The sequence below is a fragment of the Curtobacterium sp. MWU13-2055 genome, from assembly GCF_023242305.1.
Lineage (GTDB): Bacteria > Actinomycetota > Actinomycetes > Actinomycetales > Microbacteriaceae > Curtobacterium.
Map to the genome: position 1 here is coordinate 50,714 of NZ_JALLIO010000012.1, position 14,110 is coordinate 64,823.

The window sequence follows — 14,110 nt, forward strand, 5'->3', positions numbered from 1 at the left end:
GCTGCGTCACGGCGCGAGGAGCCACTGGCTCAGCGGGTGGACCAGGTACCGCAGCGAGGCCGCCTCCCACGCGGCACCGATCACGAGGAGGGCGAGGGCGGGGACGGCGAGGGTGCCGAGCTGCTGGAGTCCACGTCGGTACCCGTCCCGATGACGCTCCACCCCGGCGGCCCCGGGGCGGAGCCAGTACTTGCCCACCAGGAACGAGCCCAGCAGCAGGAGGACGTAGGCCTGCAGCTCGATGAGGAGCGTGACGGAGTGCGGGATCAACGCCACCCAGCCTTCTCCGGTCGACGGCACGAGGGTGATCCCGGTCTGCACCGCCCAAGCGCCGAAGATCGCGAGCCCAGCGGACGGGACGACCAGTGACGGCAGGACGATCGTGAGCAGGCTCAGCCGGAGGACGTTGACGGCGAGGATCGTCAGTGCGAAGAGCGCCGGCGAGCTCACGAGTCGGGTGACGAGTCCGGCGGTGCCGTCGGCTTCCATCGCGGACATCCGGGCCTCGGTGAGTCCGGGGAACACGAGGCCGATCGCAAGCCCAGCACGACCAGCCCGTACGCCGAGAGGTTCAGGACGAGGTACGCGCGGGACTCCCGCCGGACGATCTGGCCCGAGCCTCGCACCACGCTGCGGCCGACCGGCGGCGTCACGAGGCTGCTCCGCCGTCGAGCAGCCAGTGGTAGCGCAGCCGCGTCGCTCGCTCGACCGCTCCCAGGGCTGCCGCGAAGCCGAGCGCGACGTTGGCCCACGGGGTCAGGTGCACAGGCGACTCGAACGTGTCGACCGTGTCCGCGATCGGCGGGATCTCCGAGATCGGCTCGAGCACCTGCAGGACGTTGAGACCGACGCCGACGAGCAGCACGACGACCGACACGGCTCCGATGATCCTGCTCGCAGCAGGGTGGCGCTGCGCGAACCGCAGGCGGCGCCCTTCGGCCGAGCGAGGGTCGGGAACGAGCTGCCGCTGGGTGCCGTCCTCAGCGACGAAGTGGCAGCGGCGCAGCCCCGCCTCGCTGACACGGACCTCGATGTGCCCGCCGGTGACCGGAAATCGTGCAGGGACCCGCGAGACGAGGGTCAAGGTGCCGTCGACGTAGAGGCGAGCACGTACGACGCCGTCGGTCGCGTCCCCGCCGTGGCGGACGTCGATCGTGTGGTGGGCCGGGACGCCGTTGCGCGTCAGGGTGATCGACATCAGTGAGCGCCGTGTCGTCTGCCACCAGCGGAAGGGCTTCAGGCTCGTTCCGTCGCCGGGTTTCGCTCGGCTGGCCCACCGTTGTGCTCGCCGGTTCGCATCCATTCGCCCGTCCTCTCTAGTACAGTGTGACAACACGGCGAGACGCTAGTACACTGTGCTAGTCGAATGGAGAGGATGGTGACCTTGGTCGATCCGGCGGCACCGGACACCCGGTCGAAGATCTTGATCGCAGCGGCGACGATGATCGGAGAGGACCCGACGGCGCGCCTGAGCGTGCGTGGGGTGGCTGCCCGGGCCGGCGTCAGCACGGGGTCGCTCCGGCACTTCTTCCCGACGCAGCGGGAGCTCATCGACACCGTCGTTGAAGGACTCCAGAGCCTCGACCTCCCGGAAGACCCGATCGCGGACCACTCCAAGGAGTCCGCCGAGCGGCTCGAGGGGTGCCTGCACCTGCTCCTCGCGAGCATCGGGAGCGGTGCGTCCGCTCGGCAGAACTGGGCGGCGCTGCACGATGCCTACGTCGCCGTGCCGGTCGCCGGTGATGCCGAGCACACGTTCCTCGCGATGGAACGGCTCGCCGTCGGTCGGGTCGAGCGGTGGCTGTCGGTGCTGCGGCTGGAGGGGGTCCTGCAGGACGGCAGTCCCGAGGAACACGCGCGGTTCCTGCTCACGGTCGTGAACGGCCTCGCACTCGAGCGTGCCCTTCCCGGGGCGCCTGCGCGGACCGCCTTCGAGCGGGCGTCCATGCGGTTGGCGGTCGCTGCCGTACTGCGCTGAGGGCCAGCCGCTCCTGCCCACCGACCGGGCTCCCGGGCGTCGAGTCGGGGCCACGACAACGGGCTCGTCCTCGGCGATCAGGATCGCGAATGTCGGATCATCATGGCGCCGGCCTCATTCGGCGCTGCGCAGGTCCTGCACGTCGCCGTCCGAGCACTTCGAGACACCGGTGATGCTGTACCGCAGCGGGTACGCGTTGAAGCCGATGGAGGTGACGGGCCCGTCCGCGCCCCGGATGACGGTGAGCGGGTCCGAGCCGCCGCTCTCGAACCGCTCCGTCGTGATCCCCTTGGACTTCCAGAGCTCCTCGACCGTCCGGATGTCGGCAGCCGGATCGGTGCCGTTGGTGCCGCTCCGCTCCAGGATGTACACGAAACGGGCACCATCGCCGCCGCCCGACCGGGTGCAGACCTCGGCGGCCGGGCCGCGGTACACGGTCCACTCGCCGCCGACCGCGTCGGTGGATTCCTTGACGGCGTCGACGATCGACTTCTTCGCTTCGGACGGATCCACTGTCATGCCTCCGGGGGTGTTGCTGCAGCCGGCCACGGTCAGTGCCGCCGTCAGGATGAGGGTGACGCCGACGCTGGTGCGGGCGGCGCCACGGATTCGTTGGTTCACGTTCACAGTGTCCACTGCGGGTTCTCCAGGAGCGACTTCTGGAAGTCGGTCATCCCCTTCGGCTGGGGATCGGGCATGGGCTTGGGGTGCCCGGCGCCCCACGTCGAATCGAGCGACCTACGCGCAGCGCGCACCACGGAACCCAGCCGCCCCTGTTCACCAACCGGACTCCCACGCATGGCAGGGTGGTCCGGGGCACCGTCGCCCGCAGCCCACCCAGCCGCGAGCGGAGCACGATGCCACCACAGGACCTGATGGTCGTCACGGACCTCGACGGGACGTTCCTCGACCACCACGACTACTCGTTCGACGCTGCCCTGCCGATGCTCGAGCGGCTGCGCGCGGACGGCGTGCCGGTGGTGTTCTGCAGCAGCAAGACCCGGGCCGAGATCACCGCCCTGCAGCGGCGGACCGGTCTGGACGGGCAGGCGTTCGTCGCGGAGAACGGCGCGATCGTCGTGGCACGAGACGGCAACGTGCTCGCGGGACCGCCAGACGGCGAAGTCGCGCGTCTCCGCGCAGCCCTCGACCGCACCCGTGCGGACCTGGACCTGCACTTCGCGACCTTCGGCGGTGTGACCGACGAGGTCGTCGCCGCCTGGACCGGCCTCGACCTCGATGCAGCCGGTGATGCCCGGCGGCGCGAGGCCTCCGAGGTCCTGCTCTGGCACGCCGAGGACGACGACCGGGCGGACGCGTTCCGCACGGCGCTCGCCGCAGCCGGCCTCGAGCTCGTCCGCGGTGGCCGCTTCTGGCACGTGCTGCCGGCCGGGCGCGACAAGGGCACCGCGGTCCGCCTGCTCGTCGCCGACCACGAACGCCGCACCGGCACCGCTCCGCGCACGATCGGGCTCGGCGACGGCCCGAACGACACCGCGCTGCTCGACGCCGTCGACCTGGCGGTCGTCGTCCGCGGCCACGGCCCGGCACCCGGTCCGCTCGCCGACGACCGACCCGAGCGCGTCCACCGCACAACCGCCTCCGGCCCGCAGGGCTGGGCCGAGGGCGTCTCCCGATTCACCACCCCGTCCGTCAGGAGCCACCGATGAGCGACTTCCACCAGAACGGCGTCATCACGACGTTCCACGACCTCGGCCGCCGCAGCACCGCGAGCATCGAGGACGACCTGCGCGGGTTCGCCGAGAAGCGGCCGATGAGCCTGATCCTGCCGGCCCTGTACTCGGAGCTCGAACGCCCGGCGCTCTCACGGATCGTCGACGAGCTCGCCGAGGCCGACTGGCTCAGCGAGATCGTGATCGGGCTGGACCGTGCCGACCGCTCGCAGTTCGAACACGCGCGGGAGTTCTTCGCGCGGCTGCCGCAGCGGCACCGCATCCTGTGGAACGACGGTCCGCGGCTGCGGGAACTCGACGCCGAGCTCGAGCGCGAGGGGCTGGCACCTGGCGAGCCGGGCAAGGGCCGGAACGTCTGGTACTGCACGGGCTACGCGCTCGCGTCGGAGCGCGCGGAGTGCATCGCGCTGCACGACTGCGACATCACCACGTACGAGCGGGGCATGCTCGCGCGGCTGTTCTACCCGGTCGCGAACCCGGCGTTCGACTACGAGTTCTCGAAGGGCTACTACGCCCGCGTCGCCGACGGCCGGATCAACGGTCGCGTGGGACGGCTGCTCGTCGGCCCGCTGCTCCGGTCGCTCCGCCAGGTCTACGGGGAGTCCGAGTACCTCGAGTACCTCAGCAGCTTCCGGTACCCGCTGTCCGGCGAGTTCGCGATGCGCGCGCACGTGCTGAACGGCCTGAAGATCCCGGGGGACTGGGGCCTCGAGATCGGCATGCTGTCCGAGGTCTACCGCGACTACGCGACCCGGCAGGTGTGCCAGGTGGAGATCGCCGATGCCTACGACCACAAGCACCAGCCCCTCGCCGAGGCCGACGGCACCGGCGGACTCGCCCGCATGGGGAACGACATCGTGCAGTCGCTGCTGCGGAAGCTCGCGACGATGGGCGTCCCACTCACCGCGGACTCGTTCCGGGTGCTCAAGGCGACCTACTACCGGAACGCCCTCGACATCGTCGAGGTCTACCGGCACGAAGCGGAGATGAGCGGGCTCGGCTTCGACCAGCACGCCGAAGAAGCCGCGGTCGAGCTCTTCACCAAGGCGATCCTCGACGCCGGCGGCGCCTTCAGCGCGCGCCCGGACGACAAGCCGTTCATCCCGAGCTGGAGCCGGGTGCGCTCGGCGGTGCCGGACGTGCTCGAGCGGTTGCAGGATGCGGTGGAGGCGGACCAGCAGGACTGATCACGCGCCCTGGGCGCGACTCCAAGGCGGACGGGAGGCACGGCGCGAGCTGGCACCGTGCCTCCCGTCCGGCGGTCTGGCGCCGTTCTCAGGCCGCCGGTCGCGGCGCCCAGCCGAGTTGCGGCCCCAGGTGCTCGGCGATGTCCGTGGTGATCTGCGCGTAGTCGTCCGGTTCGAACGAGAACGGCAGCGCGAAGGCGACCTCGGTGACCGCCTGGTAGCCGGCGTCGGCGCGCAACCGGTCCGCGATCTCCGCCGAGGTCCCCACGAGGTCGGCGGCGAAGAGCATCCCTGCGGGCCCCATCGGCACGCCGACGCGGCCCGAGCGGCTCTCGACGTAGGCGCGGTAGCGGGCCTCCTGCTCGCGGGTCGCCGTGTCGGTCGGGATCACGACCAGGCCCTGCGAGACCCGAGCGGTGCTGGGATCGGGGTGGGAGTCGAGGTAGGCGTCGATCTGCGCGCGCTGGTTGGCGGCGAAGTCCGTGCCGACCTCGCTGCGGGTGACGCTCGACGTGAGCAGGTGGAAACCGTTCTCGCCGGCCCAGACCGCCGACTTCGTGCTGCCGGTGCCGTACCAGATGCGGTCGGCGAGGCCGGTGCTGTGGGGTTGGACGGTGCTCGCGAACTCCTCGATCCCTCGGCGCTCGACGGTCCCCGTCCCGGTGCCGGTCACCGCGTCTCCGCGCACGAGGGCACGGAAGCGCAGGAGTCGGTCGTTGCCGAGGTCCTCGTGCTCGAGGGTGTCGGGGTAGATCGCGTCGCGGTACAGGTCGAAGTTCATCGGGGTGCCGACCGAGAAGCCGGGGTTCAGCCGCCCGCCCAACAGCACGTCGACGGTGCCGAGGTCCTCGGCGAGCCGGAACGGGTTCTCGGCGCCGATCGGCGTGACGGCGGTGCCGAGTTCGATCCGCGAGGTCCGCTGCGACGCGGCGGCCAGCACCGCGACGGGGGAGGAGATGCCGTGCTGCAGGTGCCGATGCCGAAGCCACGCGCTGTCGAAGCCGAGCGCTTCCGCGCGTTCGATGACCCGGAGCGTGTCCTCGTGGCCCTCGGACGGTCGGGCGGGGTCGAACGACCCGATCGTCAGGAAGCCGAGCCGTTCCAGGGGAGTTCCGTCGAGGGGCATGGGTCGATCGTGCCAGACCACCGGGTGGCGCGGGGGTCCGGCTGGCAGGGTGGATCGGTGCACATCACTCTGGACTCCGCGACCGACGTCGTCACCGACATCCGCTTCCCCGAGGGCAACCGCTGGCACGACGGGCGGCTCTGGTACTCGGACATGCACACCGGCGAGGTGTTCTCGGTCGACCCGGCCTCGACCGCGGCTCCGCGTCTCGAGACCACGGTCGAGGGCCAGTCGTCGGGGCTCGGGTGGCTCGCCGACGGGCGACTGGTCGTCAGCTCGATGGAGTCCCGTACGGTCGTCGCCGTCGATGACCGTGGCCAGACGTCGGTGTTCGCCGACCTGTCCGGCGAGGAGTCGTCGCTCCTGAACGACCTCGTCGTCGACGAGGCGACCGGCCGGACCTACATCGGGGCCTTCGGCTACGACCTGTACGGCGGCGAGGAGCTCCGCCCCGGTCCGCTGTACGTGATCGAGCAGGACGGCTCGTTCCGCCTCGCCGCCGAGGGGCTGGTGTTCCCGAACAGCGCGAACGTCCTGCCCGGCACCCGCACCCTCGTGGTGAGCGAGACGTGGGGCGGCCGGCTCACCGCGTTCGACATCGAGCCCGACGGGTCGCTGACCGGCCGACGCGAGTGGGCAGCGCTGCCCGGTGGCGTCACGCCGGACGGCAGCACGGTCGATCGTGACGGCGCCGTGTGGGTCTGCTCCGTGGACACGGGGGAGTTCCTCCGGGTCCTCGAGGGTGGCGAGGTCACGGACCGGATCGATGCGCCGGGGCTGTGCGCGATCGACTGCGCGCTCGGGGGCGAGGACGGCCGCACGCTCTACCTGGCCACGGCGGACAGCTACGACCCGGCGACGACGGCGCAGACGCGTGCGGGGCGGATCAGCGCGGTGCGGGTGGCCGTGCCGGGTTGGTGACCGGAGGCCTGGCTGCCCGCTGATCGCGGTGGGAACCCGCTCGGTGCGAGGTTGACCGCATGGTGCGAGGCATCAGGGCCGCACCATGCGAGCAACCTCGCACCAGGCTGTTCGGGCCTCCGAATACGGCAGACTGCACGGACAACCATCCAGGAGTGTTCGTCATGTTCGTTGCCGCCATCGTCTTCCTCGTCATCGCGCTCGTCGCGCTCCCGTTCCGGAAACGGACCTACACCACCGCGGAGCGACCGGCCACCCCCGGTCGCGAGGCCCGGCCAGCCGTTCCCACCCGCCGCCCGAACCGCATCGCCACGTGGACAGCAGCCGGAGCCGGCCTGGTCTTCGTCGGCTTGGCACTCGGGAGCACCCTGTACGCGCAGGACACGGGCGAGTCGAAAGTGCAGGTGGACATCTCCGGCAACATCGTCGGGCAGACCACGGACTCCGGGTTCCACTTCAAAGCGCCGTGGGCCACGCTCCACACGTTCAACATCCGGAACCAGACCGTCACCTACATCAACGCGGTGAACGGCTCCGACTCCGACAACAACGGGAACGTGCGATCCGGCCCCTACGTCACCGTCCAGGACCAGGACGGCGTCTCGTCGAACGTCAGCCTGAACCTGCAGTACAGCATCGACGCCAAGTCGGTCACCGACATCTACCGGTCCTACAAGACCGAGGAGAACTTCAAGACGCAGTTCATCGGCAACTCGGTGCGCAGCGTCGTCCGGCAGGTCCCGAACGACTTCACCACCATCGAGCTGATCACCAAGCGCGGCACGGTGGAGAAGTCGATGATCCAGGCCCTCGAGACCCGGTGGAAGGGGTCCGGCGTGCACGTCGACAACTTCGCACTGCAGGAGATCACCCCGCCGAAGTCCGTCACCGAGGCCTACGCCACGGCCCAGCAGGCACAGATCCAGGTCACGAAGGAGCGCGCGCTGCTCGACGCGAAGAAGGTGCAGGCGCAGCAGCAGGTCGCCGAGGCGCAGGGGCAGGCGGACGCGAACGAGGTCCTCAACGAGCACCCGCTCTCGGCGGCGGCGCTCAAGCAGCGTGAGATCGAGGCCCTCAAGAGCGCCGGCGACAACGGCTCGCTCATCGTCGTGCCGCAGGGCACCGACAACATCCTCAGCCTGCCCGGTACCGGGGCGTCGAAGTGAGCGGACGGCTCACGACCCTCCGTTACCGGACGGGCTGTCGCGAGCGAGCGGCGCGGGTGGTCCGCCACGTCGTCACGAGGGCCGCGACGCCCATCGCGATGCCGACGACGCCGGAGCCGAGGCACAGTGGCATCACGAGCCCGAGGCCGATGTTGGCACCCCCACCCTCCGGTCCGTAGTAGACGTCGGCCATCAGCGCGCCGACCCCGAGGAACCCGACGGCCAGCAGCAGCGTGCTGATCAGGTGGAACGTGCGCGCGGTGGTCATGATCGAGCCCTTCGTCGTTGTGGTCGACGAATCCTCGCACGACCCCGCATCGACGTATTCCTGTCCCGGCATCTGACGGCGGTAGTGGGCGTGCGTAGAGTGCAATGGTGAGCATCAGACAACTCGACGCCATCGGGTGGGCACAGCTCCTCGGCGTCCCCGCCCTCTTCGTGGGGCTGTGGCTCATGCTGGTCGGCCTCGACTTTCCGGAGATGTCCCAGACGGCCGTCCTCGTCGTCGTGGCCGTCCTCGCCGCAGGCGGCTTCGCGCTCATCCTGGGCAGCTGGTCGCGCTTCGGCGGCTACGGCTCGTACCGGGCGATGAACCGGTGGCTGCGCGGTGGCGCCGACCCGACCGGTGTCCCGGTCGCGATCCGGATGCGCTTCCTGCGCCGCCAGACGTCACAGGGCGCGGTCACCGGGTGGGTCTGGATCAGCCTGGGCGTCCTGTGGGCCGCGCTCGCCGTGCCGGAGGTCTTGCAGGGAGACCCCGCGGGCATCGGGCGCGGGGTCATCGCCGTGCTGTGGGCTGTCAGTGGCATCGTCCGCGTGGTCTTCGTGCGCAGGTGGGGAGCCCGCGTCGACGAGCTGGTGCGCGAGACCGAAGCGCAGATGGCCGATCCCGGCGCGACTCCGCACCTCGACCTGTTCCGGTGAGCATGCCCCCCCCCCCCCGAGCCCGCACTCGTCCCCGAGCCCGCACTCGTCCCCGAGCCCGCACTCGTCCCCGAACTCCTCGTCGCCGACCTGGACCGGAGCCTCGCGTTCTGGTGCGGCCGGTGCGGCTTCGAGATCCGCTACTCCCGGCCGGAGGAGCGCTTCGCGTACATCACCCTCGGCAATGCCCACCTGATGCTCGAACAGGCTGGGGTCGGTCGGAACTGGATCACCGGTCCGCTCGATCGCCCGCTCGGCCGAGGCGTGAACTTCCAGATCACCGTGTCCGACAGCCGCGCGCTCGCCGCCACCCTGCTCCGTGCCGGGACCGAACTCTTCATGCAGCCCGAGACGAAGTGGTACGACGTCGGGAACGTGCAGGCCGGCGTGGACCAGTTCCTCGTGCAGGACCCGGACGGGTACCTGGTGCGGTTCCAGTCCTCGGCGGGACGACGCCCAGTGGTCGACTGAACTCGTACAATCGGCCGTGCCTTCCATCCAGATCGAGAGCCCTCGCAGCGACGACGTCCTCAGCCTGCTCCGCCAAGGAGACGCCTTCGCGCTGGCCCTGTACCCGGCCGAGAACTACTACGGCCTCGACGTCGACGCCCTGGAAGCCGACGGGGTCCCGCTGTTCGTCGCTCGCGAGGGTGACGTGGCCGTCGGTACGGCGGCGCTCGTCGATCGGCGCGACGGATCCGGCGAGGTCAAGCGCATGTTCGTCACCGACGAGGCCCGAGGACTCGGGGTCGGCCGTGCCCTGCTCCAGGCGCTCGAAGCGCATGCGCTGGCCGGGGGCATCTCGACGATGCAACTGGAGACGGGCTTGCCACAGGTCGCGGCGATCGCCCTGTACGAGAAGCTCGGCTACCGCCAGGTCCCGCGGTTCGGGCCGTACACCGACGACCCGACGAGCTACTGCATGGAGAAGCAGCTCTGACTCGGGTTGGATGAAGTCATGCTCGACGTGACGACATCCGCTGCACGCTCGTCAGCCGAGTGGGAGCTCGCGATGCCACTCGAGGAAGCGCACCAACGGGTTCTGCGTGCTGTCGCCGGGATGCCGCGCGTGCGGGTCCGCTCGGTCGCCGAGGACAGGATCGAGCTGTCCGTGCTCGGGAACTTCTCCTCGTGGGGTGAGGTGATCTCGATCGAGTTGACTCCTGCCGCAGGCGGAACTGGCTTGCGCGTCCGGACGCGTCCGATCGTCCCCTTCACGTTGCTCGACTGGGGTGAGGGTGCGCGCGACATCCGCGCGCTCCACGCTGCGGTCGCGCACGACGATGGCGGAGGTGGCGGCGCAGCCGGCCTTGCCGGAGGATCCACCGGCGAACCCTCGCCACAGCTTGGCCGCTTAGCCCCCTGGCCGGAACCGTTCGCGTGGTTCGCGGTGGTCACCGCGTCCGTGCTGCTCTTGCTCGCGTTGGTGAACCTCGTGCTGAACTCCAGCCACATCGGGTCGTCGCTCCCGCTGCTGGTCCTCATGCCGTTCTCGCTCGTCTTCGGCATCGGGAGCCTCCGAGCCAGCCGCCGCACCGACGTCAGCGAGCACGACGGGCGTCGGCGACGCCCTGGTCGCGACCGCTGATGGACGGGAGGCCCGTGGCGGCCCCGCCACGAGCCTCCCGTCCGTCATCCGTCCGTCGGGCGCGGAGCGCTCTCCGCAGCCGGCCCGTCGTCCAGGCTCGCGTCGACCGCCGGGTCGGGTGACACCGTCTGCGTCCGGATCGGGAAGTCGTCGAGGGCGGTGGCGGCCGGGTGCGCCACTGACCCACCGCGCACGCGCTTCTTGACGGCCGCCCACGGCCGACCGAACGCGGACCGCGGCGCGCGTTCTGACGGCCCCTCGACCTCGAGCCCGTAGTACGCGCCGACGTGCTCGAGCAGGACCTCGCGCTCGGCCTTGTCGTACGCCCGCCGCTCGCGGGTGAAGGCGATGATCGTCGACCAACAGGTGAGCAGCAGCACGACGCTGAAGGGCAGCGCCGTGGTGATCGCCGCCGTCTTGAGGGCGTTCAGCCCGCCGCTCAGCAGCAGGGCAACGGCGAGCAGTGCCGAGACGGTGGCGAAGAAGACGCGTAGCCAGTTCTTCGGCTCGATGTCGCCGCCGGACGCGATCATCGCCATCACGAGCGACCCGGAGTCCGACGAGGTCACGAAGAACACGCCGATGAGCAGGATCGCGCCGAAGGTCAGCACCGCTCCGGCGGGCAGGTCGCCGAGCAGGGCGAAGAGCGAGCCTTCGAGGTCCACCGAGCCGTCCGAGCCGACCAGGCCGCCGGCGCCGTCGGTCTCGCGGTGGATCGCCGCACCGCCGAGGACCGCGAACCACAGGAACGTGAGCGCGGTCGGGACGAGGAGGACGCCGAAGACGAACTGGCGGACCGTGCGGCCCTTGGAGATGCGCGCGATGAAGACACCGACGAACGGCGCCCACGACATCCACCAGCCCCAGTAGAAGGTGGTCCACGCGCCCTGCCAGGCGACGCCCTCGGCGCCCTGCTGTGCGGTGACGTTGAACGACAGGCCGACGATGTTCTGCAGGTACGCGCCGATGGACTGCACGAAGTCGCGGAGCAGGAACTGGGTCGGCCCGACGATGAGCACGAACAGCAGCAGTGCGGCGGCGAGCAGCAGGTTGAAGTTCGACAGGATCTTCATGCCCTTGGTGACACCGGTCACGAGCGACACGATGGTGACCGCGGTGATCACGGCGATGATGGCGATCTGGCTGACGATGCTGCTGTCGGCGATGCCAGCGCTCTCGAGCCCGGCGCCGATCTGGATGACCCCGAGGCCGAGCGAGGTCGCGACACCGAACAGCGTGCCGACGAGCGCGATCACGTCGATGAGGTTGCCCCACCCGCCGCGCACACGGTTGCCGAGCAGTGGCTCGAGCGCCCACCGGATCGACACCGGACGGCCGCGCCGGTGGATGGCGTAGGCCAGGGCCAGACCGAGCACGACGTAGATCGCCCACGCGTGGAGTCCCCAGTGCAGGAACGTCTGGGTGAGGGCCTGCTGCGCGAGCTCGTTCTCGGAGCCGGTGACGCCGGGGCGCGGTGAGGCGAAGTGGCTGAGCGGTTCCGAGACGCCGTAGAACACGAGGCCGATGCCCATGCCGGCGGCGAAGAGCAGCGCGAACCACGACCCGGTCGAGAACTCGGGCTCGTCCTGGTCCTTGCCGAGCTTGATGTCGCCGAACTTGCTGAAGCCGACGAACAGCGAGAAGCCGACGAAGAACGCGGCGACGAGGACGTAGTACCAGCTGAAGTTCTTGACGATGCCGTCCTGCAGTCCGACGAACATCGCCTCGGCGCTCGACGGCGAGATCAACGTGAACGCCACGAAGCCGAGCACGAGGACGGCGGCGGGCCAGAACACCCACCGCCGCACCTTCGACGTCGTCTCGACGGGGCCGGGCGGGGGAGCGGAGGTGGTGCTTGCCATGCCCTCCATGGTGCCTGCTCGCGTTCCTGTGTGTTCGGTCAGGCGTGTCGTTCGGGTGAGCGGGCAAGGCTGCACCGTGCAGCCTTGGCCGTTCCGTGCCGGGTTGCATGCTCGGTGCGGCGCCGTAGGCGCGCACGGAGCGACCAACGGCGCACCGGGTGGCGACGTGCGCACGGTGCGCGCAGCGGTCGCGCCGGCGAGTGGCGGACGGGAGGCGCGGGGCGGGAGCGACCCGCGCCTCCCGTCCGCCTGTGGGCGTGCATACCCCGCCAGGTGCGATTACAACGTTGACTTCCCGTTTACAGCGCTGTAAACAAGACGTGCGCGACGACGCGCACGAGGGAGTTGCCCGATGGTGGGAAGCAGGACCGGAACGATCAGTGCGGCCGTGAGCCGGCGGGGGTTCCTCGCCGGAGCAGCCGGCGGGATCGCGCTCGGCACGATGGCGCTCGCGGGGTGCGCGGCACCACGCGCAGCGGCAGGGGGTGCGACCACGCTGCGCTTCTACGAGCAGAAGCAGGAGGTCATCGCCTACTTCGACGCGCTCCTGCGGCGCTTCGAGAAGGGGCACCCCGGGTTGTCCGTGGTGCACGACAGCACGGCGGCGATCGCGCCGCAGTTCGTCCGCGGTGAGCCGGCCGACGTCGGCTGCTTCAACGACAACCTCGAACTCGCGCGCTACATCTCCCGCGGCGTGCTGAGCGACCTCGGAAACCTGCCGTCAGCGGCACGGGTCCGACCGGACATCGACACCCTGACGAACCAGTACGCCAAGTTCGAGGACCGCACGAGCGTGCTGCCGTACTCGCTCGCCGCCGCCGGGGTCATCTACAACAAGCGGATCTTCGCCGACCACGACCTGCCTGTGCCGACGACGTGGGACGAGTTCGTCGAGGTGTGCCGGACGCTCCAGAAGGCCGACATCACCCCGATCTACGCGACGGACCGCGACACCTGGACGCTGTGGCAGGGGCTGTTCGACTACTCGGTGGGCAGCCTGGTCGACACCGGGTCGTTCTTCACGAAGATGAAGGCACTCGGCACCGACGTCGGCCCGGACTCCGCGGTGTCGTTCGAGAAGGACTTCGCGGTGCCGATGGAGCGTGCGAAGACCATCTCGACGTTCTTCAACCCCGACCACGCCACCCGTGCCTACGCCGACGGCAACCTGGCGTTCGGCAAGGGCGAGGCCGCGATGTACCTGCAGGGGCCCTGGGCGCTCGGACAGATCGCGCTGGTCGACGAGGACCTCGAGGTCGGCACGTTCGCACTCCCCGTGTCGAACGACCCCGGCGACCGACAGGCGCGGGTGAACATCGACCTCGGCCTGTGGATCCCGACCGCGTCGCAGCACCCGGACGAAGCGAAGGAGCTCGTCGAGTTCCTCATGCAGCCCGAGGTCATCGACGCCTACAACCGCGACAACCTGGCCTACTCGCCGACGAAGGACGCGCCGCCGCAGCAGGACGAGCGGCTCGCCGGCCTGCAGCAGTACGTCGACGACGCCGCGTTCTACCAGGGCGCCGGCACCTTCATCCCCACCTCGATCCCGCTCGGCAACTACCTGCAGTCGGCGATCCGGAGCGGGGACTTCACCTCGATGCTGCAGCGGCTCGACTCGGACTGGCGGCGTCTCGCCGGCCGTTCGGCGACGGTCTGAGCCG

15 protein-coding genes and 1 pseudogene are annotated in these 14,110 nt (G+C 70.2%); 10 read left to right on the forward strand and 6 right to left on the reverse strand.

All coding sequences use genetic code 11. The features are described from left to right. Positions 1–6: 6 nt before the first annotated feature. Positions 7–525, reverse strand: coding sequence for a hypothetical protein (locus M4960_RS18405; protein ID WP_248705036.1), 519 nt, complete (start codon positions 523–525; stop codon positions 7–9). 124 nt (positions 526–649) lie between these two features. After that, positions 650–1,198, reverse strand: coding sequence for a hypothetical protein (locus M4960_RS18410; RefSeq protein WP_248705037.1), 549 nt, complete (start codon positions 1,196–1,198; stop codon positions 650–652). A 180-nt stretch (positions 1,199–1,378) separates the two neighbouring features. On the opposite strand from M4960_RS18410, the gene M4960_RS18415 reads away from it, so the two are divergent. Further along, complete coding sequence (locus M4960_RS18415) at positions 1,379–1,978, forward strand: TetR/AcrR family transcriptional regulator (protein WP_248705038.1); 600 nt, start codon at positions 1,379–1,381, stop codon at positions 1,976–1,978. A gap of 114 nt (positions 1,979–2,092) precedes the next feature. Here the strand turns inward: M4960_RS18415 and M4960_RS18420 are convergent, their stop codons facing one another. Beyond that, complete coding sequence (locus tag M4960_RS18420) at positions 2,093–2,599, reverse strand: hypothetical protein (RefSeq protein WP_248705039.1); 507 nt, start codon at positions 2,597–2,599, stop codon at positions 2,093–2,095. Between the two features lie 236 nt (positions 2,600–2,835). Here M4960_RS18420 and M4960_RS18425 point away from each other — a divergent pair, with 236 nt between their 5' ends. Then, complete coding sequence (locus tag M4960_RS18425) at positions 2,836–3,648, forward strand: mannosyl-3-phosphoglycerate phosphatase (RefSeq protein ID WP_248705040.1); 813 nt, start codon at positions 2,836–2,838, stop codon at positions 3,646–3,648. After that, positions 3,645–4,859 carry a hypothetical protein gene (locus M4960_RS18430; RefSeq protein ID WP_248705041.1) on the forward strand — a complete coding sequence of 405 codons (1,215 nt, stop codon included), beginning with the start codon at positions 3,645–3,647 and terminating at the stop codon, positions 4,857–4,859. Before M4960_RS18425 ends, M4960_RS18430 begins: the two co-directional genes overlap by 4 nt. Before the next feature lie 88 nt (positions 4,860–4,947). On the opposite strand, the gene M4960_RS18435 is transcribed toward M4960_RS18430, so the two are convergent. After that, positions 4,948–5,985, reverse strand: a complete 1,038-nt coding sequence (locus tag M4960_RS18435) for an LLM class flavin-dependent oxidoreductase (RefSeq protein ID WP_248705042.1) — start codon at positions 5,983–5,985, stop codon at positions 4,948–4,950. Positions 5,986–6,042: 57 nt separating this feature from the next. Here M4960_RS18435 and M4960_RS18440 point away from each other — a divergent pair, with 57 nt between their 5' ends. Further along, positions 6,043–6,906, forward strand: a complete 864-nt coding sequence (locus M4960_RS18440; RefSeq protein WP_248705043.1) for an SMP-30/gluconolactonase/LRE family protein — start codon at positions 6,043–6,045, stop codon at positions 6,904–6,906. Between the two features lie 164 nt (positions 6,907–7,070). After that, positions 7,071–8,072, forward strand: coding sequence for an SPFH domain-containing protein (locus M4960_RS18445; RefSeq protein WP_165901188.1), 1,002 nt, complete (start codon positions 7,071–7,073; stop codon positions 8,070–8,072). Between the two features lie 22 nt (positions 8,073–8,094). Here the strand turns inward: M4960_RS18445 and M4960_RS18450 are convergent, their stop codons facing one another. Beyond that, the gene (locus M4960_RS18450) at positions 8,095–8,340 is read right to left on the reverse strand and encodes a hypothetical protein (protein ID WP_131847656.1); all 246 of its coding nucleotides are present in this window, start codon (positions 8,338–8,340) and stop codon (positions 8,095–8,097) included. Between the two features lie 107 nt (positions 8,341–8,447). Between M4960_RS18450 and M4960_RS18455 the strand changes: the two genes are divergently transcribed. The 4 genes and pseudogenes from M4960_RS18455 to M4960_RS18470 all read left to right on the forward strand — a co-directional run bounded on the left by M4960_RS18455 (position 8,448) and on the right by M4960_RS18470 (position 10,584). Continuing rightward, positions 8,448–8,996 carry a hypothetical protein gene (locus tag M4960_RS18455; protein WP_248705044.1) on the forward strand — a complete coding sequence of 183 codons (549 nt, stop codon included), beginning with the start codon at positions 8,448–8,450 and terminating at the stop codon, positions 8,994–8,996. A gap of 87 nt (positions 8,997–9,083) precedes the next feature. Continuing rightward, positions 9,084–9,467, forward strand: a pseudogene (locus M4960_RS18460) (bleomycin resistance protein); the annotation flags it as partial. A gap of 16 nt (positions 9,468–9,483) precedes the next feature. After that, positions 9,484–9,936: a GNAT family N-acetyltransferase gene (locus M4960_RS18465; protein WP_248705046.1), complete on the forward strand. Its 453-nt coding sequence runs from the start codon at positions 9,484–9,486 to the stop codon at positions 9,934–9,936. A gap of 450 nt (positions 9,937–10,386) precedes the next feature. Then, a complete protein-coding gene (locus tag M4960_RS18470) occupies positions 10,387–10,584 on the forward strand; it encodes a hypothetical protein (protein WP_248705047.1) in 198 nt (65 codons plus the stop codon). 44 nt (positions 10,585–10,628) lie between these two features. On the opposite strand, the gene M4960_RS18475 is transcribed toward M4960_RS18470, so the two are convergent. Further along, complete coding sequence (locus M4960_RS18475; protein ID WP_248705048.1) at positions 10,629–12,446, reverse strand: BCCT family transporter; 1,818 nt, start codon at positions 12,444–12,446, stop codon at positions 10,629–10,631. A 388-nt stretch (positions 12,447–12,834) separates the two neighbouring features. On the opposite strand from M4960_RS18475, the gene M4960_RS18480 reads away from it, so the two are divergent. Beyond that, on the forward strand, positions 12,835–14,106 hold the full coding sequence (locus M4960_RS18480) for an extracellular solute-binding protein (protein ID WP_248705049.1): 1,272 nt from the start codon (positions 12,835–12,837) through the stop codon (positions 14,104–14,106). The last annotated feature ends 4 nt before the right edge of the window (positions 14,107–14,110 follow it).